General features: G+C 72.5%; 21 protein-coding genes, 1 tRNA gene and 3 pseudogenes. 8 read left to right on the top strand and 17 right to left on the bottom strand.

Annotated features, from left to right (window positions below; all coding sequences use genetic code 11):
* Positions 1 to 81: 81 nt before the first annotated feature.
* Positions 82 to 477 carry a type II toxin-antitoxin system PemK/MazF family toxin gene (locus FU792_RS19220; protein ID WP_022925649.1) on the top strand — a complete coding sequence of 132 codons (396 nt, stop codon included), beginning with the start codon at positions 82 to 84 and terminating at the stop codon, positions 475 to 477.
* Positions 478 to 608: 131 nt separating this feature from the next.
* Here the strand turns inward: FU792_RS19220 and FU792_RS09510 are convergent, their stop codons facing one another.
* From FU792_RS09510 to FU792_RS09570, 13 genes and pseudogenes are all read right to left on the bottom strand, one after another.
* Positions 609 to 1,568 carry an MFS transporter gene (locus FU792_RS09510; RefSeq protein ID WP_161600235.1) on the bottom strand — a complete coding sequence of 320 codons (960 nt, stop codon included), beginning with the start codon at positions 1,566 to 1,568 and terminating at the stop codon, positions 609 to 611.
* A 44-nt stretch (positions 1,569 to 1,612) separates the two neighbouring features.
* Positions 1,613 to 1,685, bottom strand: a tRNA-Ala gene (locus tag FU792_RS09515).
* Between the two features lie 63 nt (positions 1,686 to 1,748).
* Positions 1,749 to 2,396: a histidine phosphatase family protein gene (locus FU792_RS09520; protein ID WP_022925651.1), complete on the bottom strand. Its 648-nt coding sequence runs from the start codon at positions 2,394 to 2,396 to the stop codon at positions 1,749 to 1,751.
* A 3-nt stretch (positions 2,397 to 2,399) separates the two neighbouring features.
* Positions 2,400 to 2,780 carry a ribosome silencing factor gene (rsfS, locus tag FU792_RS09525; RefSeq protein ID WP_022925652.1) on the bottom strand — a complete coding sequence of 127 codons (381 nt, stop codon included), beginning with the start codon at positions 2,778 to 2,780 and terminating at the stop codon, positions 2,400 to 2,402.
* Positions 2,777 to 3,349, bottom strand: a complete 573-nt coding sequence (gene nadD, locus FU792_RS09530) for a nicotinate-nucleotide adenylyltransferase (RefSeq protein WP_028131138.1) — start codon at positions 3,347 to 3,349, stop codon at positions 2,777 to 2,779. The genes rsfS and nadD overlap by 4 nt, the downstream gene beginning before the upstream one ends.
* Before the next feature lie 14 nt (positions 3,350 to 3,363).
* A complete protein-coding gene (locus FU792_RS09535; protein WP_022925654.1) occupies positions 3,364 to 3,582 on the bottom strand; it encodes a hypothetical protein in 219 nt (72 codons plus the stop codon).
* Positions 3,583 to 3,618: 36 nt separating this feature from the next.
* A pseudogene (locus FU792_RS09540) lies at positions 3,619 to 4,901 on the bottom strand (glutamate-5-semialdehyde dehydrogenase).
* A gap of 178 nt (positions 4,902 to 5,079) precedes the next feature.
* Positions 5,080 to 6,063 (bottom strand): annotated as a pseudogene (proB, locus tag FU792_RS09545) (glutamate 5-kinase); the annotation flags it as partial.
* A 31-nt stretch (positions 6,064 to 6,094) separates the two neighbouring features.
* Positions 6,095 to 6,295 (bottom strand): hypothetical protein, encoded by a 201-nt coding sequence (locus FU792_RS09550; RefSeq protein WP_022925657.1) that lies wholly within the window; start codon positions 6,293 to 6,295, stop codon positions 6,095 to 6,097.
* A gap of 58 nt (positions 6,296 to 6,353) precedes the next feature.
* Positions 6,354 to 7,859 (bottom strand): GTPase ObgE, encoded by a 1,506-nt coding sequence (gene obgE, locus FU792_RS09555; RefSeq protein WP_022925658.1) that lies wholly within the window; start codon positions 7,857 to 7,859, stop codon positions 6,354 to 6,356.
* 88 nt (positions 7,860 to 7,947) lie between these two features.
* A complete protein-coding gene (gene rpmA / locus FU792_RS09560; protein WP_022925659.1) occupies positions 7,948 to 8,220 on the bottom strand; it encodes a 50S ribosomal protein L27 in 273 nt (90 codons plus the stop codon).
* A 31-nt stretch (positions 8,221 to 8,251) separates the two neighbouring features.
* Positions 8,252 to 8,566, bottom strand: coding sequence for a 50S ribosomal protein L21 (gene rplU / locus FU792_RS09565; RefSeq protein WP_022925660.1), 315 nt, complete (start codon positions 8,564 to 8,566; stop codon positions 8,252 to 8,254).
* A gap of 158 nt (positions 8,567 to 8,724) precedes the next feature.
* Positions 8,725 to 11,445 carry an Rne/Rng family ribonuclease gene (locus tag FU792_RS09570; RefSeq protein WP_028131139.1) on the bottom strand — a complete coding sequence of 907 codons (2,721 nt, stop codon included), beginning with the start codon at positions 11,443 to 11,445 and terminating at the stop codon, positions 8,725 to 8,727.
* Between the two features lie 380 nt (positions 11,446 to 11,825).
* Here FU792_RS09570 and serC point away from each other — a divergent pair, with 380 nt between their 5' ends.
* The 4 genes from serC (at position 11,826) to FU792_RS09585 (ending at position 15,442) form a co-directional block, all read left to right on the top strand.
* Entirely contained in the window at positions 11,826 to 12,905 is a 1,080-nt protein-coding gene (serC, locus tag FU792_RS09575; protein ID WP_022925661.1) for a 3-phosphoserine/phosphohydroxythreonine transaminase, read from the top strand.
* Positions 12,906 to 12,918: 13 nt separating this feature from the next.
* A complete protein-coding gene (locus tag FU792_RS18510) occupies positions 12,919 to 13,494 on the top strand; it encodes an NAD(P)-dependent oxidoreductase (RefSeq protein ID WP_202980373.1) in 576 nt (191 codons plus the stop codon).
* Positions 13,491 to 14,108 carry a phosphoglycerate dehydrogenase gene (locus FU792_RS18515; protein ID WP_202980374.1) on the top strand — a complete coding sequence of 206 codons (618 nt, stop codon included), beginning with the start codon at positions 13,491 to 13,493 and terminating at the stop codon, positions 14,106 to 14,108. The genes FU792_RS18510 and FU792_RS18515 overlap by 4 nt, the downstream gene beginning before the upstream one ends.
* 191 nt (positions 14,109 to 14,299) lie before the next feature.
* A complete protein-coding gene (locus FU792_RS09585; protein ID WP_028131140.1) occupies positions 14,300 to 15,442 on the top strand; it encodes an MFS transporter in 1,143 nt (380 codons plus the stop codon).
* Between the two features lie 9 nt (positions 15,443 to 15,451).
* Here the strand turns inward: FU792_RS09585 and FU792_RS09590 are convergent, their stop codons facing one another.
* The gene (locus FU792_RS09590; RefSeq protein ID WP_028131141.1) at positions 15,452 to 16,384 is read right to left on the bottom strand and encodes a sugar-binding transcriptional regulator; all 933 of its coding nucleotides are present in this window, start codon (positions 16,382 to 16,384) and stop codon (positions 15,452 to 15,454) included.
* Between the two features lie 181 nt (positions 16,385 to 16,565).
* Here FU792_RS09590 and FU792_RS09595 point away from each other — a divergent pair.
* The 3 genes and pseudogenes from FU792_RS09595 to xylB all read left to right on the top strand — a co-directional run.
* Positions 16,566 to 16,700: pseudogene (locus FU792_RS09595) on the top strand (carbohydrate ABC transporter permease); the annotation flags it as partial.
* Positions 16,697 to 18,214: a mannitol dehydrogenase family protein gene (locus FU792_RS09600; RefSeq protein ID WP_022925664.1), complete on the top strand. Its 1,518-nt coding sequence runs from the start codon at positions 16,697 to 16,699 to the stop codon at positions 18,212 to 18,214. The pseudogene FU792_RS09595 and the gene FU792_RS09600, both read left to right, overlap by 4 nt.
* A complete protein-coding gene (gene xylB / locus FU792_RS09605) occupies positions 18,201 to 19,619 on the top strand; it encodes a xylulokinase (RefSeq protein ID WP_022925665.1) in 1,419 nt (472 codons plus the stop codon). The genes FU792_RS09600 and xylB overlap by 14 nt, the downstream gene beginning before the upstream one ends.
* 66 nt (positions 19,620 to 19,685) lie before the next feature.
* Here the strand turns inward: xylB and FU792_RS09610 are convergent, their stop codons facing one another.
* Genes FU792_RS09610 through FU792_RS09620 form a run of 3 tightly spaced genes read right to left on the bottom strand, consistent with a single transcriptional unit; the run spans position 19,686 to position 23,667 of the window.
* Positions 19,686 to 21,524 (bottom strand): AMP-dependent synthetase/ligase, encoded by a 1,839-nt coding sequence (locus tag FU792_RS09610; protein WP_022925666.1) that lies wholly within the window; start codon positions 21,522 to 21,524, stop codon positions 19,686 to 19,688.
* Between the two features lie 34 nt (positions 21,525 to 21,558).
* Complete coding sequence (rodA, locus tag FU792_RS09615; protein ID WP_022925667.1) at positions 21,559 to 22,695, bottom strand: rod shape-determining protein RodA; 1,137 nt, start codon at positions 22,693 to 22,695, stop codon at positions 21,559 to 21,561.
* Between the two features lie 6 nt (positions 22,696 to 22,701).
* A complete protein-coding gene (locus FU792_RS09620; protein WP_028131143.1) occupies positions 22,702 to 23,667 on the bottom strand; it encodes a bifunctional riboflavin kinase/FAD synthetase in 966 nt (321 codons plus the stop codon).
* Positions 23,668 to 23,672 lie beyond the last annotated feature (5 nt).

Consider the following 23,672-nt stretch of genomic DNA (forward strand, 5'->3'; position numbering starts at 1 on the left):
GGGCGCACTGTAGCCCATGACCGACCCGTCGCGCTGGCGACGGGCCCGAGGCCGTCCGGATGCGCCGGTAGGGTCCACACCATGGAGGACCGACCACGCCTCGGGTATGCCCCGGTGGCGGACGACCGGGCCGATCCAGGCGAGGTGGTCTGGGCCTGGGTGCCCTACGAGGAGGACGCCTCCCAGGGCAAGGACCGGCCGGTGCTGGTCATCGGGCGCGAGGGGCCGCGGCTGCTCGCGCTGCCGCTCACCGGCCAGGACCACGACCGGGACGCCGCTCAGGAGGCTGCGGCGGGCCGGTACTGGACCGACATCGGCTCGGGCGACTGGGACCACCGACGTCGGCCCAGCGAGGCGCGGGTCGACCGGCTGCTGCGGCTCGAACGCGACGCGGTGCGACGCACCGGGGCGCAGCTGGACGAGGACGTCTTCGACCGGGTCCTGGCCGAGGTCCGCAGGCATCTCCCCGACCTGTGAGGGCTGCGGTCACCCGTCGGCCGACCGTCGCCGACGGTCGATGCGACCGACGCGGTGCGCCACCCACCCGGCGCCGAGCAGGCATACCGTGCCCGCCGTGACGCAGGCCACCGCCAGCGGGGCGAGAAGGGTCAGGCCGGAGAGCGAGGAGGGTGAAGCCGATCAGGCCCTGGCTCAGCGGCAGGAGCAGCACCCCGGCACCGATGAGCAGCACACACCGTGACCGCGACGACGCTCCTGCCGTAGCGGTCCATCACCCAGCCGGCGGGGTAGAAGAGCAGGATCTCCGAGAAGGCCGCCAGCCCGAAGACGAGGGAGGTCGTGGCCGCGGACACGCCGATCTGCTCGGCCCAGAGGGGCAGCAGGGTGATCCGAAGGGTCCGGGCCCCGGAGATGACGACCACCGCGCTGCCGACCGAGGCGAGGGTTCGCCGGTGCTCCCAGATCACGGAGAGCACCCGGGTCGGGGCCGGCGTGCCGGGGGTCCGTTCGAGACCAGCGGTGAGGTCGGGCGCGGCCCGCACCACGAGCGCGGCCATGAGCCCCATCGCCGCACCGAGCCAGAAGACCGACGACACCTGGCCCGTGGCGCCGATGAGCACACCGGCCAGCACCGGCCCGACGAAGCCCCCCATTCGGTGGCTCCCGCCCAACGTGGACATCGCCCGGGCGCGAAGGTGGACCGGCGCCACGACGATGAGGAAGCCCTGACGGGCCAGCAGAAAGACGCTCCAGGCCATCCCCGTGACGACCACCGCGACCGCGAACCCCGTCAGCGTGGGTGCCAGGGCTGCGGCGACCATCGCCGCCGCGTCCACCAGCCCGGCCACGATGAGCGCGCGGCGCTCGCCGAGCCTGGCCACCAGCGCCCCCGCGGGCAACGACCCGAGCAGGCTGCCGAGGCCGAGCAGCGCCACGACGAGTGCGGCCTGCCCGACGCTGGCCCCCAGGTCGCGGGCGTGCAGCGCCAGGACCGGGGTGACGGCGCTCAGGCCGACCGCGTTGACGATGCTCGGGGGCGAAGGCCGGCAGGGCGATGTCCCGCAGCCGGAAGGCGTCCTCGTGCCGCGGCACCGACCCCCTCCTCTCACGCGTGCGGGCCGGACACCTGGTGGTGTCCGGCCCGCTCGTCCGGTGGAGCTGAGGGGATTCGAACCCCTGACCCCCTCCATGCCATGGAGGTGCGCTACCAACTGCGCCACAGCCCCGGGGTGGCCCCGTGAGGACTGGACTACTTTACCCAGCGCCCTCGGCAATCGCCAAATCCCTGGTCAGGGCACGGGGTGGGCGATCGTCGGCACCGCGTGGGCCTCCGGGACCCCCACGTTCCAGGCCTCGAGGCGCCATCCGGTGGCATGCTCCACGAGCTCGGCCCAGTGGCAGTTGCGCAACCCGACGAGGGCCTGCGAGGCCTGCTGGAAGTCCAGGCCGACGACGGCGCAGACGAGGGCGCGGGACGCTAGACCGTGGGAGGCCAGCACGGCGGGGCCGTGCTCGGGCAGGTCGGCGACGACCTCCTCGAAGGCCGCCCGGGCACGGGCCGCGACATCGGCCACCCGCTCCCCCGTCTGGCCCCGGACGACGTCCTCGCCGCGCTCCAGCGCCTGCTGCGCTTCGGGGTCGCGGGCGAGCACCTCCTGGTGGGTCAACCCCTGCCACCGGCCGACGTGGATCTCCCGCAACCGCGCGTCCGGCTCGGTCCGCAGCCCGGTCCGCTCGGCCAGGCAGGTCGCCGTCTGGACGGCCCGGGTCAGGTCGGAGGTCACCAGGCGCACGGCCCCCCGCGCGGCGAGCACCTCGGCCGCACGCCGGGCCTGCTCGCGACCGCGGACGGAGAGCTCGGTGTCCAGCTGGCCCTGGTAGATGCCGCCGGCGTTGTGCTCGGTCTCGCCGTGCCGCCAGACGATGACCCGCCGCATACCTCAGCTCTCGCCGGCAGGGGTGCCGGGCTCGGGGAGCAGCACGGGCGGGCAGTCCTTCCAAAGCCGCTCCAGGGCGTAGAACTCCCGGTCCTCGGCGTGCATGACGTGCACGACGATGTCGCTGAAGTCCAGCAGCACCCACCGGCCCTCGTGCTGCCCCTCGCGGCGCAGCGGCTTGGCCCCCAGTTGGAGCAGGCGCTCCTCGACGGCGTCGACGATGGCACCGACCTGCCGCTCGTTGGGCGCCGAGGCGATGACGAAGACGTCGGTCAGGGCGAGCTGGCCGGAGACGTCGAGACCGACGACGTCCTGCCCCAACTTGTCCTGCGCCGCGGCCGCGGCGGCCTGGGCGAGCTCGATCGCACGCTGCGTGGCCCTCACTCACGGTCCTTCCGGTAGAGGTCGTACTTGCCGATGTACTGGACGACGCCGTCCGGCACGAGATACCAGACCGGGTCGCCCTCCGCGGTGCGCTCGCGGCAGCCGGTGGAGCTGATCGCCATGGCGGGCACCTCGAGCAGGGTCACCTTGTCCTCGGGGAGCCCCGCGTCGGTGAGCACGTGGCCCGGGCGGGTGACCCCGACGAAGTGGGCGAGGTCCCACAGCTCGTCCACGCCCTTCCACGACAGGATCTGCGCCAGGGCGTCCGCGCCGGTGATGAAGAACAGCTCGTCGTCCGGCCGCTCCGCCCGCAGGTCGCGCAGCGTGTCGCGGGTGTAGGTCGGACCGTCCCGGTCGACGTCCACCCGGCTGACCGTGAAGGACGGGTTGGAGGCGGTCGCGATGACGGTCATGAGGTAGCGGTGCTCGGCGTCGGTGACCTTGCTCGCGTCCTTGCGGTAGGGCTGGCCGGTGGGCACGAAGACCACCTCGTCCAGGCCCAGCAGGTGCGCCGCCTCGCTCGCGGCCACCAGGTGGCCGTGGTGGATGGGATCGAAGGTCCCACCCATCACCCCCAGACGCATCAGTGCTGGGTTCGACCCATGTCGGGGTCGTGCTTGCCGTCCGCGACACCGTGCGGGTCGAGCGCCAGCGTGTTGCGGAAGGCCCAGAGGAAGCCCAGCAGCAGCAGGAAGGCGAGCATCGCGAAGACGCCGAACATGATCGGCGGGAACGGGAGCTCGTTGACGATGTGGTGGCCGCCTTCCTCGGCGGCCGCGACGAAGAACTGCGCGGGCATCATGGTGACACTCTACCTCCGCACCGGGACGGCTCGGCGTCAGCGCACCTGCCCGTCCCCCTCGACGACCCACTTGGTCGTCGTGAGCTCGGGCAGCGCCATCGGGCCGCGGGCGTGCAGCTTCTGCGTGGAGATCCCGACTCGGCACCGAAGCCGAACTCGCCGCCGTCGGTGAACCGGGTCGAGGCGTTGACGAGGACCGCTGCCGCGTCGATCTCGGTGGTGAAGCGTCGTGCCGCTGCCCGGTCGGCGGTGACGATCGCCTCGGTGTGGCCGCTCGTGTGCTCCTGGATGTGGGTCAGGGCCGCGTCGAGGTCGTCCACCACCCGTGCCGAGATGTCCAGGGAGAGGAACTCGGTGTCGTCGTCCTCCTCCGTGACCGGCTGGTATGCCGCCCCGGCGGCCTCGGCATACCCCCGCACGTCCACGTCGCCGTGCACGGTGACGCCGGCGGCGGCGAGCTCGCGCATGATCGGCGGCAGCACCCGCTGCGCCGCGTCCCGGTGCACGAGCAGCGACTCCGCGGCGTTGCAGACCGAGGTGCGGTGCGTCTTGGAGTTGGTGACGATCGCCGTGGCCATGTCGGTGTCGGCGCTGGCGTCGACGTAGACGTGGCAGTTGCCCACCCCGGTCTCGATGACCGGGACTGTGGACTCGGTGACGACCGTCTGGATGAGGCTGGCGCCGCCGCGCGGGATCACCAGGTCGACCAGGCCGCGGGCGGTCATCAGCGCACGCGCCGCGTCGTGGCCGCCCTCGGACAGCAGGTTGACGGCGTCCGGGCTGATGCCCCGCTCCCGGAGCGCGTCGCGCAGGATCGTGACGAGGGCGGCGTTGGTGGACCCGGCCGCCGAGCCGCCGCGCAGGATGACCGCGTTGCCGCTCTTGAGCCCGAGGCCCGCGGCGTCGACGGTGACGTTGGGGCGTGCCTCGTAGATCATGCCGACGACGCCCATCGGCACCCGGACCTGGCGGATCTGGAGGCCGTTCGCCAGGGTCGACCCACGCACCACCTCACCGACGGGGTCGGGCAGCCCGGCGACCTGGCGCAGGGCATCGGCCACCGTGCGCACCCGCTCCTCGTCCAGGGTCAGCCGGTCGAGCAGGTTGGCGGCCAGGCCCTTCTCCTGGCCGCTGCGCAGGTCCTGGCTGTTGGCCTGCACGACATGCGCCGCCCGCGCGTCCAGCGCGTCGGCCAGGGCCAGGAGGGCGGTGTCCTTCTCCGCCCGGGTCAGCAGCGCCAGCTCGCGTGCGGCGACCCGCGCGGAGCGGGCGACCGCGGCGACCTGCTCGGTGACGTCGGGGGCGATGGTGACGGTCATGTGCTGCTCCTGCGGGTGGGGGCTCGTGCTGGGTGGTCAGAGGACGACGAGGTCGTCGCGACGGACGACCGGGCGGGGGGCAGGGGTGCTGGAGCGCAGGGGCGGCGTCGCGGACCAGCCGACGCCCGACGAGCGTCCCGAGCTCCTCGGCGCCGTAGCCGACGAGACCCCGCGCCACCACGCTCCCGTGCTGGTCGCACAGGTCCACGGTGTCCCCGGCGCTGAAGCGTCCCTCGACGCGGGTGATGCCGACCGGGAGCAGCGAGGTGCGCCGGCGCACGACGGCCTCGACCGCTCCGTCATCCAGGACGACGCGACCGGTGGCGCTGCTGGCGTGCGCCAGCCAGCGGCGGCGGGCGGGGCTCTTGGTCCCGACCGGGGTGAACAGGGTGCCCACGTCCTCACCGAGGAGGGCCTGGTGCACCTGCTCGGCATTCGTCAGCAGCACGGGTATGCCCTCGGCGACGGACATCTGGGCGGCCCCCACCTTGGTCTGCATGCCGCCGGTGCCGACCGCCGACCCGGCGCGCGAGACGTCGACCTCGGCCAGCGCCTCGGCCCCCGCCACGAGCGGGATGCGCTCGGAGCCGGCCCGGGCGGGGTGCCCGGTGTAGAGCGCGTCGACGTCGGAGAGCAGCAGCAGGGCGTCGGCGTCCACGAGGTGGGCGACGAGGGCGGCCAGCCGGTCGTTGTCGCCGAAGCGGATCTCGTCGGTCGCGACGGTGTCGTTCTCGTTGATGATCGGGACCACCTCGAGCTCGAGGAGCCGCTCCAGGGTGCGGGAGGCGTTGACGTAGTGGCTGCGCCTGTGCATGTCGTCGGCGGTGAGCAGGACCTGGCCGACCTGGACCCCGTGCATCGTGAAGGCCCGGGTGTAGGCCGACATCAGCGCCCCTTGCCCGGCGCTGGCCGCCGCCTGCTGGGTCGCGAGGTCCTTGGGGCGGCGCTCCAGGCCCAGCGGCACCATCCCGGCGGCGATGGCGCCGGAGGACACGAGCACCACCTGGGTGCCGGACATCGCCTTCTTCGCCAACGAGGTCGCGAGCGCCTGCAGCCGGAACCCGTCCAGCCCGCCCTCCGGGCCGGTCAACGAGGACGAGCCGACCTTGACCACCATGCGGTGCGCGTCGCGGATGACGCTGCGGTCGACGGTCGAGCCCATGGGACGAATACTATTCCACTGTCACGCATACTCATGCATCCACGAGGTGGAGGGCTCCACACGGCTCAGTCACGTGCTCCTGCGCCGGCTCGCCGAACCGCTGCGCCAGCTGGTCACGCAGTGCGCGCGCCGCCAGCTCGGACCCCTCCATCGAGGTGCCCCGCCACAGGAACCAGAAGACACCGACGAACTCGTCCTCGAAGGTGCTCCAGCCGCACTGGACGATCCCCATTGCTCCGGGCCGGGGGCGACGGGGGTGCTCGATGGTGGGGCCGGGGCCGGAGCCTGGCTCAGGTGTCGTCGGTCCAGTGACCGGCGCGCCGCTCGGCCTCCAGCTCCTCGCGCGCCTCGCTCTGGGCGTCCTTGCGGTCGTGGAAGGCTTCCCGCCGCTCGGCGCGGGTGGGCCGGGAGCGGTCCTCCAGCCGGGCATCCGTGCCACGGCTGCCGAGCAGCTCGGCGCCGCCGGCCATGGTCGGCTCCCAGTCGAAGACGACCGCGTCCTGCTCCGGTCCGATGAGCACGGTGGACCCGGCGACGGCGCCCGCCTTGAGCAACTCCTCCTCCACGCCCAGCCGCCCCAGCCGGTCGGCGAGGTAGCCGACCGCCTCGTCGTTGGCGAAGTCCGTCTGCCGCACCCACCGCGTCGGCCGCTCACCCACGACCCGGAAGACCTCGCCGTCGGCGGTGTTCTCGCGACGCACCGTGAAGCCCTGGTCGTCGACGGCCCGGGGCCGGATGACGACCCGCTGCGGCTCGACCTCGATCTGCTCCTCGCGGGCCCGTCGCACATGACCCGCGAGCGCGAAGGTCAGCTCCTTGAGTCCTTGGTGGGCGACGGCCGAGACGACGTGCACCTCGTAGCCCTGCTCCTCCAGGTCCGGCCGCACCATCTCCGCCAGCTCCCGCGCCTCGGGCACGTCGGCCTTGTTGAGCACGACGACGCGCACCCGCTCGGCCAGGGGTATGCCGCCCAGCTCGCCGTGGGGCACGTAGGCGGCGAGCTCCTCCTCGATGACCTCCAGGTCGGTGAGCGGGTCGCGCCCGGGCTCGAGGGTCGCGCAGTCCACGACGTGCGCGAGCACGTGGCACCGCTCGACGTGCCGGAGGAACTGCAGCCCCAGACCCTTGCCCTCGCTGGCGCCGGGGATGAGCCCGGGCACGTCGGCGATGGTGAAGCGCTCGCCGCCGGCGGTGACCACCCCCAGGTTGGGCACGAGCGTCGTGAAGGGGTAGTCGGCGATCTTCGGGCGCGCCGCCGACAGCACGCTGACCAGCGACGACTTCCCCGCCGAGGGGAAACCGACGAGCGCCACGTCGGCAAGCGTCTTGAGCTCGAGGACGACCTCGGCCTCCTCGCCCGGCTCCCCGAGCAGGGCGAAGCCGGGTGCCTTCCTGCGGGGCGAGGCCAGGGCCTTGTTGCCCAGCCCGCCACGTCCGCCGCGGGCGGCGACGAGCTCGGCGCCGTCCCCGACCAGGTCGGCCAGGACCTCGCCCCCACGGGTGGTCACCACCGTCCCGGAGGGGACGGGCAGGACGAGGTCCTCCCCCTGGGCCCCGTTGCGCTCGTCCCCCTCCCCCGGTCGGCCGTTCGGGGCGGTGCGGTGCGGGCCGTGGTGGTAGTCGATCAGCGTCGTGACCTGCGGGTCCACCCGAAGCACGATGTCCCCGCCCCGACCCCCGTTGCCACCATCCGGACCGCCGAGCGGCTTGAACTTCTCGCGGTGGACGGAGGCGACGCCGTGCCCGCCCTTGCCGGCACGCAGGTGCAGCACGACACGGTCCACGAAGTTGGCCATGGGTGATCCTCTCAGGGTGGTGCAGACAGCGCGACGCCGGCGGAGCCTCGGGCTCCGCCGGCGTCGCTGCGGTCTGTCGTGCCGCGCCTCAGGCGTCGACGGTCTCCGTCGCGCCCGCGACGATGTTGACGGTCTTGCGGCCCCGCTTGGCGCCGAACTCGACCACACCGGGGACCAGCGCGAACAGCGTGTCGTCGCCGCCGCGCCCCACGCCCTCACCGGGGTGGAAGTGGGTCCCGCGCTGCCGGACGATGATCTCGCCGGCGCCGACGACCTGACCGCCGAAGCGCTTCACGCCGAGACGCTGGGCGTTCGAGTCACGACCGTTGCGGGTCGAGGACGCACCCTTCTTGTGTGCCATCTGCTGACTCCTTCGTGGCTCGTGACGACGCTCAGGCGTCGATAGCGGTGATCTTGACCTGGGTGAGCGGCTGGCGGTGGCCCTGCCGCTTCTTGTAACCGGTCTTGTTCTTGTACTTCTGGATGACGATCTTGGGGCCCTTGGCCGCGCCGAGGATCTCGGCGGTGACAGTGGCCTTGCCGAGGGCGTCGGCGTCGGTGGTCACGGTCTGGCCGTCGACCAGCAGCACGGGGGCGAGCTCGACGGTGTCGCCGGCCGTGGCGTCACCACCGACCTTGTCGATGGTCAGCACGTCGCCGACGGAGACCTTCTCCTGGCGGCCGCCAGCACGGACGATCGCGTACACGTTGAACTCGCTTTCTGACTTCTGGTCGCGGTGGGCTCGGACGCGCACCTGGTTGTGGCACGGTCGAGCCGACACGGGATGTCGTCTGCGAGACCGGGCCGACCCTCCAGGGCGAACCGACGCACCAGGCTACCGTGCCGACCGGCGTCGCTCCAAACTCAGGACTCGTCCTGCGGGGCGGCCTCGGAGGGCTCCGCGGAGCCCGGCGCCGGGTCGGTGCCGACCTCCCCGGTGGGCGGACCGGCGGGTGAGACCACCCGACCCCGACGACGGCGCTTCGGGCGCGGCGCGGCGGCGTCCTGCTCCGCAGCCGGAGCGGACGTCGTCGCCTCCTCGGCGGCGTCCGGGACCGTGGTCTGGTCGGAGGACGGTGCCGTCGGGGCGGCCGTCGGGTCGTCCGACCCGGCAGCCGCGTCGGCGCCCTGCGCCGGTGCCGGATCGTTCGTGGCCGCGGCGGCCTGCCGGGGCGCCTCCTCGGTCACCTCGCCGGCCGCGGCCTGCGCAGCGGCGTCCGCCGCCTCCGAGCTCGCGCCGGCGGTGAGGGCAGCGGCGTGCGCCGCCGCGGCGATCTGGGCCGGGGTCGGACCGTTGGGGTTGGGCGTGGGCAGCACGTTCTTCGGCTCGGCCGGGCCGGCACTCTTGCCCCGGCCCTTGCCACGACGCTTGCCGCCGCCGTTGCTGCCGCCCTCGTCGCTGCCGGTGCGGACCACCGGCTCGGACTGCACGACGACCCCGCGCCCGGAGCAGTGGGCGCAGCTCTCCGAGAAGACCTCGATGAGGCCCGAGCCGACCCGCTTGCGGGTCATCTGCACGAGGCCGAGCGAGGTCACCTCGGCCACCTGGTGCTTCGTGCGGTCTCGCCCGAGGCATTCCAGCAGCCGCCGGACGACGAGGTCCCGGTTGCTCTCGAGGACCATGTCGATGAAGTCGACGACGATGATGCCGCCGATGTCGCGCAGCCGCAGCTGGCGGACGATCTCCTCCGCCGCCTCGATGTTGTTCTTGGTGACCGTCTCCTCGAGGTTGCCGCCGGAGCCGGTGAACTTGCCGGTGTTGACGTCGACGACGGTCATCGCCTCGGTGCGGTCGATGACCAGGGACCCGCCCGAGGGCAGCCAGACCTTGCGGTCCATCGCCTTGGCGATCGCCTCGTGCACGCGGTGCGTGGCGAAGACGTCGGTCGTGCCGGTGTACTTCTCCACCCGCTCGGCGAGGTCCGGGGCGACCTCGTCGATGTAGCGCTTGACCTCGGTCCAGGCCTTGTCGCCGGAGACCACGAGCTTGGCGAAGTCCTCGTTGAAGACGTCGCGGATGACCCTGACGGTCATGTCCGGCTCGCCGTGGAGCAGCGCCGGGGCGTTCGCGGTCTTCGCCTTCGCCTCGATCCGCTCCCACATCGCGGTGAGCCGCTCGACGTCGGCCCGCAGCTCGGCCTCGGAAGCGCCCTCCGCCGCGGTGCGGACGATCACGCCGGCGTCGTCGGGGACGACCTCCTTGAGGATCTTCTTGAGTCGTGTGCGCTCGGTGTCGGGCAGCTTGCGCGAGATCCCGGTCATGGAGTTGCCGGGCACGTAGACGAGGTAGCGGCCGGGCAGGGAGACCTGCGAGGTCAGCCGGGCGCCCTTGTGACCGATCGGGTCCTTGGTGACCTGCACCAGGACGGACTCGCCCGAGCTCAGCGCGTTCTCGATCCGCTTGGGCTGGTTGCCCTCGAGCCCGGCGGCGTCCCAGTTGACCTCACCGGCGTAGAGGACCGCGTTGCGGCCCTTGCCGATGTCGACGAAGGCGGCCTCCATGCTGGGCAGGACGTTCTGGACCCGGCCCAGGTAGACGTTGCCCACCATCGTGGACTGTGCCGAGCGGGACACGTAGTGCTCCACCGGCACCCCGTCCTCGAGCACCGCGATCTGGGTGCGGTCCTCCAGGCCCCGGACGACCATGACCCGCTCCACGCTCTCGCGCCGGGCCAGGAACTCGGCTTCGGTGATGACGGTCCGGCGCCGCCCCGCCTCGCGCCCCTCACGCCGACGCTGCCGCTTGGCCTCCAACCGGGTCGAGCCCTTGACGGAGGCGACCTCGTCCTTGGCCGGACGCTCGCTGCCGCTGCGGGACCGGCGACGGCGACGCTTGGTGCCACCGCCGTCCCCCTCGGAGGCGGTGTCGTCGGCCGTGGCACGGTCGTCGGACCCCTCGCCGGAGCCGTTCTTGACGGCCGCGTCCTTGCCGGTGTCCTTCTGGGCCCCCTTGCCGGAACCGCCCTGCGAGCCGTCCCCACCGCGACGCCGGCCGCCGCCGGAGGTCGTCCCCTTCGCCGGCGTCCCGTCGTCACCCTCGTCGGCACCGTCCGCGGCCGCTCCGTCGCCCTGCTCATCGGAGCGCGCCTTGCGCCCCTTGCCCCCGCGCCGACGACGACGGCGGCCACGCCCACCCTGCTCGTCGTCCCCGTCCGCGTCGTCGGACGACACGGCGTCGTCCCCGGAGGGAGCGTCGTCGCCGGTCCCGCTCGGGTCCTCGGCCGCCGGCGCCGGCGCGGCGGAGGCCGCGGTCGCCCGTCGCGAGCGGCGCTTGGGCAGGTCGGTCAGGTCGGGGGCCTGGAAGACCAGCCCGAAGGACGGCACCGCCGAGGTCGACGCCTCGGGCTCGGGCCCGGGGGACGCCTCGTCGTCGGCCTCCGCGGGGGCGTCCTCGGGCTCTGTCTCGGACGTCCGGTCAGGCTCCTCGACAGTCTCCTCGTCGCTCTGCTCCGGGGCGTCCGACTCCTGGACTGCGGCGCCCGGGTCGGCTGGCGCCGTGTCGCTGGAGCCCGTCGAGGCGGCCTCGGGGGTCTCGCTCGTCAGTCGCTCGTCGGTGGGGGTGTCGGTGGTGCGCTCGTCAGACACGTCGTGTCCTTCCAGGCCGCGCGTGGCCAGTCCACACCTCGGGGCCGGTCGGACCGCCCCACTGCCCGCGCGGCGCGGGTGCTGTGTCGCCGCGACCGGCCGGCCGCGACGGAAGTCTTCCGTGTCACCGACGAGGACGGCTCGCGCACTCGCGCGGCACCGACCAGCGGTGCGGTGCGGGCCGGTCCGGGCTCACCTCGAGCAACCGTGTCCCGCGTGCCGACCTGCTTCCGGGCCGCACCGCGAGGGACTCGCACCGGGTCTCGCGCAGGTGTGGGTCCGCGCTCGACCGCTAAGCAGTATCGCACACGGGTGAGGTCCTCCCCGGCCACTCGGGCCGAGGCCGGGCGCGCCGTTCCTTGACGGTACGGTAGGTGCCCGTGCGAGTCTTCAACTTCTCAGCCGGTCCAGCCACCATGCCGCTCGAGGTGCTCGAGCGTGCCCAGTCCGAGCTCACCGACTGGCGCGGCTCGGGGATGTCGGTCATGGAGATGTCCCACCGCAGCCCCGAGTTCGTGTCCATCGCCGCCGAGGCCGAGCAGCGGGTGCGCGCCCTGCTCTCGGTCCCGGACGACCACGCCGTCCTCTTCCTGCAGGGCGGAGCCACCGGCCAGTTCGCCGGCGTGCCGCTCAACCTGGCCGCGTCCGGCCAGGCCGCGGCCTACCTCAACACCGGGTCGTGGTCGACGAAGGCGATCAGCGAGGGCGAGAAGTATGCCGACGTCCGGGTCCTCGCGGACGAGAAGGCGTCGAACTACTCCACCGTCCCCGCCGAGAGCTCGTTCGACGTCCCGGACGACGCGGCCTATCTGCACTACACCCTGAACGAGACGATCGGCGGGGTCGAGTTCCCCTACGTGCCCGACTCCGGCGACGTCCCGCTGGTCACCGATGCCAGCTCCACGATCCTGTCCCGCCCGCTCGATGTGTCCCGCTTCGGCGTGATCTACGCCGGGGCGCAGAAGAACCTCGGGCCCGCCGGGCTCGTCGTCGTCATCGTGCGCCGTGACCTGCTGGAGCGGGCCCGCGCCGAGGTGCCCGCCGCCCTGGACTGGAAGGCCATGGCCGCCGCCGACTCCATGCTCAACACCCCGCCCACGCTGGCGTGGTACCTCGTCGGTCTGGTCCTGGAGTGGGTCGAGCAGCAGGGCGGCGTGGCCGAGATGGGCCGCCGCAACCAGGCCAAGGCCGACCTGCTCTACGGCGCGATCGACGCCTCCGACTTCTACTCCAACCCGGTGCAGCCGCAGGCGCGGTCGTGGATGAACGTGCCCTTCCTCGTGCCGGACCCAGCGCTGGAGAAGCCCTTCGTCGCGGCCGCCGCCGGGGCCGGGCTCTCCGGGCTCTCCGGCCACCGCAGCGTGGGTGGCATGCGCGCCAGCATCTACAACGCCATGCCGATCGAGGGCGTCCAGGCCCTCGTCGACTTCATGACCGACTTCGAGCAGCAGAACGGCTGAGAACACCACTCCCATGACGCAGACCTACCCGATCCAGACCCTCAACGCGATCTCCCCCGTCGGCCTGCAGCGGCTCGACCGCGACATCTTCGACCTCGGCACCGACATCCCCGAGCCGCGCGGCATCCTGCTGCGCTCGGCCGACCTCCACTCAGCGCCGATCCCCGACTCGCTGTACGCCGTCGCCCGCGCCGGGGCGGGCACCAACAACATCCCCGTCTCGGAGATGGCGTCCCGCGGCATACCGGTCTTCAACACGCCGGGGGCCAACGCCAACGCGGTCAAGGAGCTCGTCATCGCGGGCATGCTCCTGGCCGCCCGCAACCTCTACCACGCGGCCGACTACACCCGCGGCCTCGTCGCCGAGCAGGAGCTGACCGGGGCCGAGCTGGACAAGCAGGTCGAGGCCGGCAAGAAGCAGTTCGCGGGCTACGAGCTCCCGGGCAAGACCCTCGGCGTCATCGGCCTGGGCGCCATCGGCGTGCTGGTCGCCAACGCGGCGCAGTCGCTCGGGCTCAAGGTCCTCGGCTACGACCCGGCCATCACGGTCGAGCGTGCCTGGCAGCTCTCCCCAACGTGGAGCAGGTGACCAGCGTCGAGGAGCTCTTCGCCCGGAGCAACATGATCACGCTGCACGTGCCGCTCGTCGAGGCGACCAAGGGCCTCGTGGACGCCGACCGGATCGCCTCGATGGCGCCCGGCGGCGTGGTGCTCAACTTCGCCCGCGGCGGCGTCGTGGACGAGCAGGCGGTGCTGGACGCGCTCGACGCGGGGCACCTGCACGCCTACGTCAACGACTTCCCCTCCGAGGCCGGCTCGGTGCACCCGAAGGTCATCGCGCTCCCCCACCTGGGCGCGTCCACCGGTGAGGCCGAGGACAACTGCGCGGTCATGGCGGCCGACCAGTTGTCGGACTACCTGCTGCACGGCAACATCCGCAACTCGGTCAACTTCCCGGAGGTCGTCATGGCCCGGACCCCGGGCACCACGCGGCTGGGCATCTTCAACGCCAACAAGCCCAACATGATCGGCCAGATCACCGCGGCCCTGGCGGACGCCGGCCTCAACGTGGCGGAGTTCACCAACAAGTCCAAGGGCGAGGTCGCCTACACCCTCGTCGACGTCGAGGGCGAGGTGCAGGACGAGCTCAAGGAGTCGATCCTGGCGATCGACGGCGTCATCCGCGCACGCAAGATCGACTGAGACCGGCTCCGACCCTCGCCCGGAGGTCTAGGGTGGCTCGTATGAGTCGAGCCAGCTACCCCTCCGGCGAGGGTTGAGGCCGGATCCGGACGCTCGCGGTCGCCCACCGCGCCACGCACGAGGCGATCCCGCTCTTCGGGATCTATGCCCTGCTCTTCGCCGACAGCGGCCTGAGCACGGCGCAGATCTCGGTGCTGCTGGCGGTCTGGTCGGTGAGCGCCTTCGTGCTGGAGATCCCCTCCGGCGCGTGGGCGGACCTGCTGGACCGCCGCCGGATGCTCCTCGCGTCCGGTCTCGTCTATGTCAGCGCCTTCGCCGTCTGGATGGTCTGGCCGACCTTCTGGGGTTTCCTGCTCGGCTTCCTCCTCTGGTCGTGCTCGGACGCGCTGCACTCGGGCACGTGGGAGGCCTACCTCTTCGACCAGCTGACCGCACAGGGGCACGCCGTCCAGTATGCCCACGTCAAGGCGCGCTCGGAGAGCATCGCCCTGCTCGTCATGGCCGGCGCGATCGCGGCCGCCGCGCCGCTGCACCACCTGGGGGGATATCCCCTGGTCGGCGCGGCGAGCCTGGCTGCGGCGCTCGTCCACGTCGGCGTGACCCTGCGCCTCCCCAGACCGGCGCGCCCAGGCATACCAGCGAGTGTGGAGCGGCTGACGTCCCCCCACCCGACGTCGCCCCGCGCCGTGGACCCGGTGCCCGACCCGGCAGCCGGTGCTGCGAGCGCCGGTTGGGCGGCGACCCTGCGGGAGGGCCTGGGCCAGGCCCGGGCGGCAGGGCCGGTGCGCAGGGTGCTCGTCGGGTATGCCGCGGTCGTGACCCTCGTCGGCGTCGACGAGTACTTTGCGCTCGTCCTCGCCGAGGACGGCCTGGCCGTCGGTCGGGTGGCCCTCGCCATGGCTGGGGTCGTGCTGCTCGAGGCGCTCGGCACCTCGATGAGCGACCGGATCGCCGGGCTCACCCGCTGGCGGCACGCCGGCCTGGTGCTCCTCGCCGGGCTGCTCCTGGGCCTGGGAGCCTGGGGCACCGGGTGGGCCGGGGCCCTGGCGCTGGGCCTGGGGTACGCCGCGGCGAGCAGCCTCTACCTGGCCGGTGACAGCCGCCTGCAGCACGCGCTCGGGGCGGACAGCCAGGTGCGCGCGACGGTGACGTCGGTGGCGGGGGTGGCCAGCGAGGTGGGTTTCCTGGTGACCCTGACGCTGGTCGGCCTGCTCACGCTGCACCTCGAGCTCACCCCGGTGGTCGCCGGCACCGCGATCGCGCTCAGCGTGCCCGCCGCCGTCGCGGCCTGGCGCATGCCGGCCGGCAGCCCGGAGGATGGCCACGGGTGCTAGCGGTCAGCCTCAGGCCAGCTCCAGCAGGGCCTGCGCCGTGTCGTGCGTGGTGACCAGGCCGTTGACCAGGTCCCCGGTCATGGCGGCGCGCAGCGCCTCGACCTTGCCCTCTCCGTGCGCCACCGCGATCACCGTGCCGATCGACCGGAGCTGGTCCGGGGAGAGGGCGATGAGCCGGTCGGTCAGGCAGGTGCTCACCAGGGTGCCCCCGGCGTCGAAGCAGGCACCGACGGACTCGCCCACGACACCGGCCTCGCGGACCCGGTCCCGGCACTCCTCGTCCACGGCGTCGAAGATCGTCGACCGTCCGGGCTCCCAGGCACCGACGCCCACCATCGCCACCGTCACCCGGTCGGCCGCCGACAGGGTGTCCCGGACCGCGGGGTCACGCCGCACGGCCTGGGCCGCCGCGTCGTCCGGCATCACGAGGGGAGCGAAGAACACCTGTCGTCCGCCGCCGGCGATCCGGCCCGCGCGACGCACCAGGTCGACGGCGCTGGAGTCCTCCCGGACACCGGCCAGGGCGCCGCTGAGCTGCACGATCGGCACCTGCGGCAGCGTCTCCAGCGCATCGACCATGTCGTAGACCGACCGGCTCCACGGCAGGCCGAGGACGTCGCCGGGCTGCAGCGTCCGACCGAGCAGCCGCGCGGCGGCCCGACCCACCTCGGCGCGCACCTCGGGCGCGGACGAGGGCATCGGGACGACGCTGCAGCACCGCAGGTCGAAGGCGCGCTCCAGCTCGCGCGCCAGGCCCCCGTCGGCGACGGGCTCGACGATCTCGATTCGCACGACCCCCGCCTCGTGGGCCAGGTCGAGCAGGCGGGCGACCTTGAACCGGCTGATGCCGAGCGCCTCGGCGATCTCCGTCTTGGCCTGGTGCTGCTCGTAGTGCCGCCTGGCGACCGCGACGGCCAGGACGAGGTCGTACTCGTCTTTCACCGGCACCCGAACCTCCCTGAGTCAGCCGCGGTCCGCGGCCTGTGAGCCACGCCATTATCTCGGCTCGAGCCGCTGACGTCCATGTCCTTGACAACCCGACCGGCGGCGGATTCACTGAGCATACTCATATGTGCGCACCCACGCGCTCTGATGAGCACCAGATGTGGAGGCTCGAGTGCACTTCGTCACCAGCCAGGGGCTCTTCCTGGCCAAGGTCTGCGCCGCCTCCTTCGTCGTCTCGCTGCCCGTGCTGGCGGCCGGCTTTGCGGCGCAGGACAAACTGGTGCAGGGTCTGTCCATGGGAGCAGTCAAGTGAGCACGGCACGGATCACCCTCGGCGACGACACCCTGCCCGGGCTCCCGGAGGAGGTAGCCCGCCCGACCTACGACCGGTCCAGGCTACGCCCGGGGATCGTCCACTTCGGCGTCGGCGGGTTCCACCGGGCGCACCAGGCGATGTACCTCGACACCCTCATGGACGAGCAGCCCGACGACTCCCTGGGCTGGTCGATCGTCGGGGTCGGCACGATGCCCGGGGACGCCCGGATGCGCGACGCCATGGCCGCGCAGGACTGCCTCTACACCCTCGTCGTCAAGCACCCGGACGGCCGGCTCGAGCCACGCGTCCTCGGCGCGATGTCGGCCTACCTCTTCGCCCCGGACGACCCGGAGGCCGTCCTGGCCCAGCTCACCGACGACCAGGTCCGCATCGTCAGCCTCACGATCACCGAGGGTGGCTACCACGTCAACCAGGTCACCGGAGAGTTCGACCCCGCCGACGAGTCGCTCCAGGAGGACATCGCCGCCGGTCCCGGGGACGCGCCCCGCAGCGCCTTCGGCTTCATCACCGAGGCGCTGCGCCGTCGCCGCGAGGCGGGCACCGAGCCCTTCACGGTGATGTCCTGCGACAACCTGCCGGGCAACGGCGACGTCGCCGGCCAGATGCTCACGTCCTTCGCCCGCATGCAGGACGAGAACCGTGAGGGTGCCGACCCGCTCGCGGACTGGATGGAGGAGCACGTGCAGTTCCCCAACTCCATGGTGGACCGGATCACCCCGGTGACCACCCAGGAGGACATCGACGCGCTCGCCGACCGGTTCGGCGTGGAGGACGCCTGGCCGGTCGTGTGCGAACCGTTCACCCAGTGGGTGCTCGAGGACCACTTCACCGCCGGTCGCCCCGCGGTCGAGGAGGTCGGCGTCCAGGTGGTCGACGACGTCGTCCCCTACGAGCTCATGAAGCTGCGGCTGCTCAACGCCGGACACCAGGCCCTGGGCTACCTGGGCTACCTCGCCGGGTACCGCTACGCGCACGAGGTGGCCCAGGACCCGCTCTTCGTCGACTTCCTCCTCGGCTACATGGAGAAGGAGGCGATCCCGACCCTCCCCGAGGTGCCGGACGTCGACCTGGCGGACTACAGCCGGACCCTCGTCGAACGCTTCGCCAACCCCGAGGTGCGCGACACGCTGGCCCGGCTCTGCGCCGAGAGCAGCGACCGCATACCCAAGTGGCTCGTCCCCGTCATCCGGCACAACCTCGAGCACGGCGGCCAGATCGAGCGCTCCGCCCTCGTGGTGGCTGCCTGGGCCCGGTATGCCGAGGGCGTGGACGAGCAGGGCGAGCCCATCGAGGTCGTCGACCGCCACCAGGACCGGGTCATGGCGGCCGCCGCGCGACAGCGGGAGGAGCCGCTGGCCTTCCTCGAGGACGAGACCTTCTTCGGCGACCTGCGCGAGCAGGAGATCTTCACCGCCGCCTACACCCACTTCCTCGAGCAGTTGCACGAGGTGGGGGCACGCGCCACGCTTGAAGGTCATGACTGGAGCTGACGGCACACTGGTCGCCGGGGTCGACACCTCGACCCAGTCCTGCAAGGTCGTCGTGTGCGACGCGGACACCGGCGAGATCGTCCGGGAAGGACGGGGCACCCACCCGAACGGCACCGAGGTCGACCCGGAGCGCTGGTGGACCGCCTTCGAGCAGGCGACCGCCGACGACCTGCTCGACGGTGTCGAGGCCATCGCGGTCGGGGGCCAGCAGCACGGCATGGTGCTGCTCGACGAGCGCGACCAGGTGATCCGTCCGGCCCTGCTGTGGAACGACACGCGCTCGGCGCAGGCGGCGGCGGATCTGGTCACGCAGCTGGGCGGCGCCACGGCGTGGGCGCAGCGTGTCGGGGTCGTGCCGCTGGCCGCGATCACCGTGAGCAAGCTGCGGTGGGTGGCCGAGCACGAGCCCGAGCACCTGTCCCGGGCCGCGACCTGCGTGCTGCCCCACGACTGGCTCACCGGACAGATCGCCCGTCGTCTGGGGGGCGAGGTCGACGGCTGGACGACCGACCGGGGTGACGCCTCGGGGACCGGCTACTACAGCGCGGCCAGCGGTGACTACGACCGCGAGCTGGTACGGCTGGCCACCGGCCGGGACCTGACCCTGCCGACGGTGCTCGGACCTGCCGACCGGGCCGGCACCACCGGGACCGGCGCGCTCCTCGGACCCGGTACCGGTGACAACGCCGCCGCCGCGCTGGGTCTCGGCCTGGAGCGTGGCGACGTGGTGATGTCCCTGGGGACCAGCGGGACCGCCTTCGCCCGGCACGACGCCCCGACCTCGGACGCCACCGGCGAGGTCGCGAGCTACGCCGACGCGACGGGACGCTTCCTCCCGCTCGTCTGCACCCTCAACGCCGCCCGCGTGCTGAGCGCCGGGGCAGCTGTCCTCGGCACCGACCTGGCCGGTCTGGAGCGTCTCGCGCTGGCTGCCGCTCCCGGCGCCGGCGGGCTCACGCTGCTCCCCTACCTCGACGGTGAGCGCACCCCCAACCTGCCGGACGCCACCGGCACGGTGTCCGGGATGACGCGGGACAACATGACCCCGGAGAACGTCGCCCGGGCGGTGGTGGAGGGCATGCTCCTCGGGGTGGGCGCGGGCGTCGACTCGTTGCGCCGCGAAGGGGTCCCGGTGGACCGCGTGCACCTCATCGGTGGCGCCGTCGCCTCCCGCGCCGTCCGCGAGATCGCGGTCGACCTCCTCGGCGTCCCGGTCGTCATCCCCCAGCCGGGAGAGTACGTCGCGCTCGGCGCCGCACGCCAGGCCGCCTGGACGCTGCGGGGCGGGGACCTGCCACCGTGGCGTGCCGGGACCGCCGAGCGGCTGGAGGGAAGTCCGTCGTCCGCAGGGCAGGACGCCCGCGACCGCTACCGGGACCTCGTCGCCACCATGCACGGCGTGTGAGAGCGGTTCCGGCTCCCGCGACCCGTCGGCCCGGCGCACCGAGGCCTGCCCGGCGGGTGGGGATCGTCAGCCGGTGTAGAACCGGTTGAGCTCGTCCTTGTACTTCGCCGTCACGGCCCGCCGCTTGAGCTTCATGCTGGGGGTCAGGTCGCCCTCCTCGATGGACAGGTCGTGGTCGAGGATGTGGAACTGCTTGACCTGCTCGTGCCGCGCCAGCTTCTCGTTGAGCTGGTCGACGTGCCCCTGCACCATCTCCCGTGCTGCGTCCGAGGTGACGATCTGGGCGTACGAGTCGCCGGCCATGCCGTTCTTGGCCGCCCAGCCGGTGATGGCGTCCTGGTCGAGGGTGATGAGGGCCGAGACGAAGTTGCGCCCGTCCCCCTCGACGATGAGCTGGCTGGCGTAGGGGCAGACCCCCTTGAAGAGCGACTCGATGCGCGAGGGTGCGACGTACTTGCCGCCGGAGGTCTTGAACAGGTCCTTCTTGCGGTCGGTGATGCGGACGTAGCCGTCCTCGTCGATCTCGGCGATGTCGCCGGTGGCCAGCCAGCCGTCCTGCAGCGCCTCGGACGTGGCGTCGTCGTTCTGGTGGTAGCCGGTCATGATGCCCGGGCCGCGCATCAGCAGCTCACCGTCGTCGGCGAGGCGCACCTCGGTGCCGGGCAGCGGCCACCCCACGCTGCCGATCTTGTTGACGCCGTCCTTGGGCCGGTTGACGATCGATGCGGCACTGGACTCGGTCAGGCCGTAGCCCTCGATGATCCGCAGGCCCATGGCGTCGAACCAGTGCGCGACGTCGTGGTTCAGCGCGGCGGACCCGGAGATGAAGAAGCGGATGCGGCCCCCGAAGCGCTCCCGGATCTTGGAGAGCACCAGCTTGTCCGCGACGGCGTGCTTGGCCTTGAGCAGACCACCGGGCTGCCCCCCGGCGGCCCGGATCTCGGCGACCTCCCGGCCGACGCCGCTGGCCCAGTCGAAGAGCTTCTCCTTCACCCCGCCCTCGTCGGCCATCATCGTGGTGATCCGGCCGTAGGCCTTCTCGAAGATGCGCGGCGCGGCGCCCATGAAGGTCGGTCGCACGACGCCGAGGTTCTCGACGATCTTCTCCACCCGGCCGTCCACCGCCGTGGGGAAGCCCATCTGCAGCGGCAGCACCAGCAGGCACTTGGCGAAGACGTGCGCCAGCGGCAGCCAGAGGTACTGCAGGTCGTCCGGTCCGAGCAGGCGCACCGCGTCGACGCTGGCGCCCTCGTAGGTCCAGGCGGAGTGCGGCAGCCGCACCCCCTTCGGTCGACCGGTCGTGCCCGAGGTGTAGATGATCGTGGCCAGGTGGTCCGGGGTGAGGCTGTCGATCCGCTCGTCCACGACACCGGGCTCGGCCGCCAGCCGGGACCGGCCGAGCTCCTCCAGCTCGGCGAGAGTCATGACGTCGCCCCCGTCCCCCTCGCCGTCGATGACGACGATCTTGAGCACGGCCCCGAGCTCGGCCCGGTGCTCGAGCACCTTGGCCACCTGCTCCTGGTCCTCGGCGACCACCACCCGGCTGCCGGAGTCGGTGACGATGAAGGCGACGTCGTCGGACAGCGTGGACGGGTAGATCGTCGTGGTGGCGGCGCCGGCGCACATGACTGCGAGGTCGACCAGGACCCACTCGATCCGCGTCGAGCAGGCGAACGCCACGCGCTCCTCCGGCTGCACACCGAGCTCGATCAGCCCTGCCGCCAACGCGTAGGCGCGATCACCGGTCTGGGACCACGTCAGGGCGGTCCAGCTCTCGCCCTCGGGGTAGAGGAAGGCGTCGGCGGCCGGGGTGGCCGCGACCCGCTCACGGAGGAGGTGGCCCACGCTCGGGGCGCGGTTCTCGATCACGGACAGGTCTGGCTGCTCATCGATGAGACGGGCCACGGCAACTCCTGAGGTCGAAGGGTCCTGCGGGTGCTCATCTTGGCAGGTTCGATCGGACCGGCCAAGACGGGACCGTCCGCGGCTCGCGCCGGCTGGCGCAGGCGAGCAGCCCCAGGGCCAGCCAGCAGGCGAGCATCGAGGACCCCCCGTAGGAGAGGAAGGGCAGCGGCAGCCCCGTCACCGGCATGAGCCCGAGGTTCATCCCGATGTTCTGGAAGATCTGGAAGCCGAACCAGGACGCCACCCCGACCGCCAGGAGCCGGCCGAACGGGTCCTCGCACCGCAGCGCCACCACCAGTCCTCGCATCACGAGGAAGCCGAGCAGCAGGATCAGGCCCCCCGCGCCGAGGAGACCGAGCTCCTCCCCGGCCACCGAGAAGATGAAGTCGGTGTACTGGAACGGGATGAACCCGCCCTGCGTCTGAGGCCCCTCCCCCAGCCCGGTGCCCGACCAGCCGCCGGACCCGATCGCCAGCCGCGCCTGTCGGGTCTGGTAGCCGATGCCGCCGGGATCCAGCGCCGGGTCCCGGAACGCCAGCAGCCGGTCCACCTGGTAGGGGTCGAGCAGCGGCACCCGGATCACGGCCACCACGGCGCTCACCGTCCCGACCAGGGCTGTCGCGGTCCAGCGCCACGAGGCGCCGGAGGTCGCGACCATCCCGATCGTGAGCACGCCCAGGACGAGGGCGCTGCCGAGGTCCGGCTGCAGCATGATGAGGCCCACCGGGACCGCGGCGAGCACCCACGCGGGCAGCACCTCGCGCCACCCCGGCCGGGCATAGGGGTCCCGACCCTCCGCCAGGATCATGGCCAGCCCCACCACCAGTCCGATCTTGGCGAGCTCCGCGGGTTGCAGCGAGAACCCTCCCGGGAGGAAGAGCCAGGACCGGGAGCCGTTGACCGTCTGGCCCAGAGGGGTGAGGACCGTGGCGAGCCCGACCAGCCCGGCGAGGTAGACCCACGGCGCCGCGGCGCGCAGCCATCGCACGTCCGTGCCGATCAGCACGAGGGCCAGCACGATGCCGACCGCGGTGTTGACAAGGTGGCGGACCGCCAGCGCCGACCCGGCCCAGGTATGCGTCGTCGACCACACGAGCAGCGCACCCACGAGGCTGAGGCCGAGGGCCGCGACGACCGGTGCCCAGTCGGTGCGCAGGTAGCGCTCGCGCACCCCGCGCTAGTCCTGCTGCAGGAGGTCGCGGCTGCGGTCGACGTCGGCGGCCATCTGTGCCATGAGCTCGTCGAGCGAGTCGAACCGGACGTTGCCGCGCAGCCGCTGCACGAAGTCGACCCGCACGACCTCGCCGTAGAGGTCGAGGTCGTCCCGGTCGAGGACGTAGGCCTCGACGGTCCGCTGCTCGACGTCGTCGAAGGTGGGGTTCGTGCCGACCGAGATGGCTGCGGGCAGCCGGCGGTCGGGGTGCCCGACGGGGAGGTCGGGACGCTCCAGCCAGCCGGCGTAGACGCCGTCCGCCGGGATCATGCCGACGCAGTCGAAGGCGAGGTTGGCCGTCGGGTAGCCGAGCTCCCGGCCACGGTGGTGGCCGTGCACGACCTCGCCGGACACCCGGTGCGGACGATCGAGGATCGCGTTGGCGGTGGCGAGGTCCCCGTCGGCGAGCGCCTGGCGCAGGGCGGTCGAGGACCAGGTGCGCAGGCCCCCGTCCAGGGCGCCGGCGGTGTGCTGCACCACGACGTCGAAGCCGTGCACCTCCCCGAGCTCACGCATGGTGCCGACGTCGCCGGAGTTGTGCAGCCCGAAGCGGGTGTCCTGCCCGACGACGACGACCTCGGCGCGCAGCCCGTCGACGAAGGTCTCGACGACGAAGTCCTCCGGCGAGAGCCGGGCATACTCCTTGGTGAACTCGATGACGACGACGGCGTCCAGCCCGGCCTCCTCCAGGAGGTCGAGGCGGTGCTCGAGACCGGCGATCTCCTGGGGTGCCCGCTCCGGGTGGAGCACCGCCACCGGGTGCGGGTCGAAGGTGACGGCGACCGAGGCGAGTCCCCGCTCCCGCGCGATCCCGGTCACCGTCTCCAGCACGGTCCGGTGCCCCTGGTGCACACCGTCGAAGTTGCCGAGCGTGGCCACGGTCGGCCCGAGCTCGGCCGGCACGTCCTCCAGGCTGGTCCAGCGATGCACGGGCG

Source organism: Serinicoccus marinus DSM 15273 (genome assembly GCF_008386315.1).
GTDB lineage: Bacteria > Actinomycetota > Actinomycetes > Actinomycetales > Dermatophilaceae > Ornithinicoccus > Ornithinicoccus marinus.

Coding starts and splice junctions, on each gene's coding strand:
- FU792_RS19220 (WP_022925649.1), top strand. CDS start 82: ATGGAGGACCGACCACGCCTCGGGTATGCCCCGGTGGCGGACGACCGG.
- FU792_RS09520 (WP_022925651.1), bottom strand. CDS start 2,396: ATGCGGCGGGTCATCGTCTGGCGGCACGGCGAGACCGAGCACAACGCC.
- nadD (WP_028131138.1), bottom strand. CDS start 3,349: ATGGGTGGGACCTTCGATCCCATCCACCACGGCCACCTGGTGGCCGCG.
- FU792_RS09535 (WP_022925654.1), bottom strand. CDS start 3,582: ATGATGCCCGCGCAGTTCTTCGTCGCGGCCGCCGAGGAAGGCGGCCAC.
- FU792_RS09550 (WP_022925657.1), bottom strand. CDS start 6,295: ATGGGGATCGTCCAGTGCGGCTGGAGCACCTTCGAGGACGAGTTCGTC.
- obgE (WP_022925658.1), bottom strand. CDS start 7,859: ATGGCCAACTTCGTGGACCGTGTCGTGCTGCACCTGCGTGCCGGCAAG.
- rpmA (WP_022925659.1), bottom strand. CDS start 8,220: ATGGCACACAAGAAGGGTGCGTCCTCGACCCGCAACGGTCGTGACTCG.
- FU792_RS18510 (WP_202980373.1), top strand. CDS start 12,919: ATGACGCAGACCTACCCGATCCAGACCCTCAACGCGATCTCCCCCGTC.
- xylB (WP_022925665.1), top strand. CDS start 18,201: ATGACTGGAGCTGACGGCACACTGGTCGCCGGGGTCGACACCTCGACC.